General features: G+C 49.1%; 2 protein-coding genes and 1 pseudogene. 2 read left to right on the plus strand and 1 reads right to left on the minus strand.

Annotated elements, in window-relative coordinates; translation table 11 throughout:
* Positions 1 to 108 precede the first annotated feature (108 nt).
* Positions 109 to 3,030 (plus strand): annotated as a pseudogene (locus WBV75_RS13385) (FAD-binding and (Fe-S)-binding domain-containing protein).
* Here WBV75_RS13385 and WBV75_RS13390 read toward each other — a convergent pair.
* On the minus strand, positions 3,027 to 3,866 hold the full coding sequence (locus WBV75_RS13390) for a UDP-2,3-diacylglucosamine diphosphatase (protein WP_424121088.1): 840 nt from the start codon (positions 3,864 to 3,866) through the stop codon (positions 3,027 to 3,029). The pseudogene WBV75_RS13385 and the gene WBV75_RS13390 sit on opposite strands and share 4 nt — an antisense overlap.
* A gap of 197 nt (positions 3,867 to 4,063) precedes the next feature.
* Between WBV75_RS13390 and aroC the strand changes: the two genes are divergently transcribed.
* A partial coding sequence (gene aroC, locus WBV75_RS13395) for a chorismate synthase (protein WP_424121089.1) occupies positions 4,064 to 4,799 on the plus strand: 736 nt, incomplete at its 3' end.

Below are 4,799 nucleotides of genomic sequence, written 5' to 3' on the forward strand. Positions count from 1 at the left end.
GCGTAGATTCATCAGCAAAAATTTAACAAGGTCAAAAATAGGGACTACAGCGTTCTTCAGTGTATAAAAACTTAATTTAGACGCCAAAATTGTTTAGAAGTGGGTAAAGTGGACAAAAATAAACTGGAGCAACTTTCCAAAACACTCTCCGGAACCCTGCAATGGGATTCGCTGCATAAACATTTGTATGCCACGGATGCCTCTGTATACCGGATGTTACCCCTTGCCGTTGCCTATCCAAAAGACGAGGAAGACCTCATCCGGTTGATCCATTTTGCAACTACCCACCAGGTAGGCCTGATACCCCGGGCGGCAGGCACTTCCCTGGCCGGACAATGCGTTGGGGAAGGCATTGTGGTAGATGTATCGAAACACTTCACGGCTATTTTGGATTTGGACACAGTAACCATGCAGGTGCGTGTGCAACCCGGGGTGATACGCGATGAATTAAACCAGTACCTACAACCTTTTGGTCTCTTTTTTGGCCCGAATACCTCTACTTCAAACCGCTGTATGCTCGGGGGGATGGTAGGTAATAATTCGAGTGGAACCACATCTATCCGGTATGGAGTCACCAGGGACAAGGTAGTGGGTTTAAAGGCGTACTTATCCGATGGTTCAAAGGTCGAGTTTCGGGATTTGACCCCGGAAGAGGTTGCGGACAAAACCCAGGAACAAACACTTGAAGGTAAAATTTATAAAGAGGTAATCAATGAGCTGAAAAACAACAGTGTAGTAGAAAATATAGTCAAAGAGTTTCCAAGGGCTGAGATTCACCGGAGAAATACGGGATACGCCGTGGATTCCCTCCTTGAGATGGCGCCTATACGCCCCGGGGGAGACCTGTTTAACTTGTCCAAATTACTATGTGGAAGCGAAGGAACACTGGCGTTGACTACTGAAATTACCCTACAACTCGATCGCCTGCCGCCGCCGGAAGCAGCGATGATCGTACCGCATTACAGCACTTTGGAGGACAGTCTTTCTGATGTGGCACCGGTGATGAAGCATCGCCTGTTTATGTGTGAGATGATGGATAAGGTTATCCTGGACTGCACCAAAAACAATCTCGAACACCTTGAAAACCGGTTTTTTGTAGAGGGAGATCCCGCGGCCCTGCTGATGTTAGAAGTTCGCGCGGACAGCTCAAAGGCTCTCGAAGACCGTATTGAAGAAGTTCTCACCGGGTTAAAGGCCCGTGGAACCTGTTATGCGAGTCCCGTTTTAAGGGGAGGGGATATCGCAAAGGCCATATCCCTTCGAAAAGCCGGTTTGGGGTTGCTTGGAAATATGGTTGGGGATAAAAAGGCAGTGGCCTGCATAGAAGATACCGCAGTGGCCCTGCCTGACCTTAAGGATTTTATAGGGGAATTTACGGCCATCATGGAGTCGTATCAGCAGAACGCAGTGTACTATGCGCATGCCGGGGCCGGAGAACTTCATCTGCGTCCGATCCTGAATTTAAAGGAGTCCGCAGACGTAGGCCTGTTTCGCAAGATTACTACCGATGTAGCCCACCTTACCAAAAAATACCGTGGATCCTTTAGTGGGGAGCACGGGGACGGCATTGTGCGGGCGGAGTTTATCCCCCTGATGATTGGGGAAGAGAACTACGAATTACTAAAGCGGATTAAGAGCTCGTTTGATCCAGAGGGTATCTTTAACCCCGGCAAAATAGTGGACGCATACCCCATGGATCAGGCGTTGCGCTATACCCCGGATCGCAGGGAACCGGTAATCGAAACCCTGCTGGATTTTGGAGATAGCCAGGGTATTCTCAGGGCAACTGAGAAGTGTAATGGGAGCGGGGATTGTCGCAAAACGGCACAAATGCCCGGGGGGATGTGCCCCAGTTATCACGCGACGCGAAACGAAAAGGATACCACAAGGGCCCGGGCCAATGCGCTACGGGAAATGCTTACCACACCCTTAAAGGACAACCCTTTTAACCGGCCTGAACTCAAAGAAGTGTTTGACCTCTGCCTCAGTTGTAAGGCCTGTGCCCGGGAATGTCCCAGCAATGTGGATGTGGCCACCTTAAAGGCGGAGTTTGCCTACCAATATCAGGAAGAGAATGGGTCTTCTTTGAGAAACTAGCTCTTTGCTTATAACACCCTTTTGAGTAAACTTCAGAGCCGGGTACCCGGTTTTGCGAATTGGATCACCCAAAGTTCCGGAACGGCATCAATTGTAAAGCGTATTCTCGGGGTAGCTGCCGGGCGTTCCCTGCCCAGGGTGATGAATGTGAATTTTGAGGCGCATCTGCAGTCTGTTAAGACTGCCAATCCGGAGTATCAGGGGAAGGTAATCCTTTATTTAGATGAGTTTACACAGTATTTGGACGCTCATGTAGGAATGGATGCCATAGACCTGCTCGAAGGTCTCGGTTACTCCGTACAGCTCTATAAAGCCGAAAGTGGTCGCGCCTTTATTTCCAAGGGTTTTTTAAAACAGGCCCGGGCCCTGGCACATAAAAATGCAGATGCTTTGTATGCCTTTGCCCAAGCGGGAATACCGGTTGTTGGAATCGAACCTTCTGCCCTGTTGACCTTCCGGGATGAATACACCCGCTTTGGATTACCGCGGAAACAGGCGTCGGCCATTAGCTCGAATTCCCTGCTCATTGAGGAGTTTATTGTTGCTGAGCACAACAAAGGACATATTAAGCCAGCGCATTTCACGACTGAAAAACGGGATTTGAAAATTCACGCCCATTGCCACCAAAAGGCACTTTCCAGTCCCAAGGTTAGTTTTGACGTACTCAATATTCCTTCAGGATATTCGCCAACACTTATTGCGGCGGGTTGCTGCGGTATGGCCGGTTCTTTTGGATATGAAAAAGAGCACTATCAAGTGAGCATGAGTATTGGTGGTCTGCGTCTTTTCCCTGCAGTCCGAAAATCTGATAAAGCGACTATCCTGGCCGCAAACGGAACAAGCTGCCGGCATCAGATTTTTGATGGAACCGGGAGGAGGGCAAAACACCCTGTAAGCATACTCCGGGCGGCACTGGCCACAGGTAAGAGTTAACCGGCCATTGTGGGACCCGCCTTGAAGTTTTTAGATAGTATCTCCTCCTCGTTCATCTCTTTGAGGTCTTCATCAGCGAAGAAGGGTGAGAGTTTGTCTTCACTATACCGGTAGGATTTCCACCTTTTAAAATTGTATTCCAGAGCGGTCAGATTTTCAATCCAGTCCCCCGCGCTGAGATACTGGCATTTCCCAATGCTGGTATCCAGCCATAGATTGGAAAGATGATGCGGGGCTCCGCAAATCAGGTAGTCACATCCCCGGCCGACTGCCAATTTCACTGTAGTTTCCCGTAGTGTGCGGTCTCTTTTAAGGCGATCCTCATAATCCCCTTCTGAGTGCAGCAGAGCATCTGCCAGCGGCTTGCCGACTGAATTACGGACCCTATTTTTAAAACGTATTATTCCCGCGAGGATTCTAAGTCTGCCCGTTCCCATCCAATGAACCCATTTCTTGCTAAAAAGCGAAGAATCCAGGAAGTCACCATGGGTAAACCACGCCCTTTTACCGTCGAGGTCGAGAAATAGGTTTTTGGTGAAAAAGACATTATCCAGTGCCTTTTCTTTAAAAGTCTTGAAAACGGTATCCTGGCCCGGGTACACAAAATAGATTTTAGTACCTGCTGAGGCCATAGACAGTAATTTTTTAAAAATCCGGTAATGGGGGGAGGGAAACGCCGACTGAAAAGAAGCCTCCGACTCCAAAACCCTGCCGTTTAGTACAAGGATTTTAGGGGATATACTGCTCAAATAGGCTTGTAGCGCATCTGCCCGGCATGCCTCTGCGCCCAGGTGAATATTGGATATTACCGCTACCTCAATTTGTCGTTTTTTCACAGCCTGCGCCTATGGGGACAAAAATAGAACGGTTGGTATGATGGTAGAAATACAAATCATCAAGATTAGAACACCTCAGGGTTACTAAAACTTTAAGAGGCGGACAACAATGTAAAATCAATATTACTGTGTGCGATTTTGGCGGGCATAGCGGTAAAACCTACCTTTGAATGCAGGCAAAATGTAAAATAAGGTCTATGGCAGGAAATAGTTTTGGGGAAGCTTTTAGTCTCACGACTTTCGGGGAGAGTCATGGGGAGGGCCTCGGTGGGATAATCGATGGGTGCCCTGCCGGGGTGTCCCTGGATATGGAAGCCGTTCAGCGTGAACTCGACCGCAGGAAGCCAGGCCAATCCGCTATTGTAACCCAGAGAAAAGAATCGGACAGGGTTGAATTTTTTTCCGGGATTTTTGAAGGAAAAACCACGGGGACCCCCATTGGATTCCTTGTCCGAAACTCCAATCAGAAGTCGAAAGATTACTCGCATATTAAAGATTCCTACAGGCCTTCACACGCCGATTTCACCTATGACAAGAAATACGGCTTCAGGGATTATCGGGGTGGAGGCCGCAGTTCAGCCCGGGAAACGGTCTGCCGCGTGGTGGCCGGGGCCATAGCCCGACAAGTGATTCCCGGGATACAGTTTAATGCCTATGTGTCACAGGTAGGATCCCTGACCCTTGAAAAATCCTATCGGGAACTCGATTTATCACTGACGGAGTCTAACCCGGTGCGGTGTCCTGATCCGGAGCTGGCAGCGGCTATGGAACAGCAGATTCGGGAAGTGCGCAAAGCCGGGGATACTATTGGCGGTGTGGTAACCTGTGTGATTCAAAGCATTCCACCGGGCTTGGGAGAACCCGTTTTTGATAAACTTCACGCCCGGCTGGGGCAGGCCATGTTGTCCATCAATGCGGTCAAAGGATTTGAAT

Source organism: Robiginitalea sp. (assembly GCF_049588695.1).
Lineage (GTDB): Bacteria > Bacteroidota > Bacteroidia > Flavobacteriales > Flavobacteriaceae > Robiginitalea.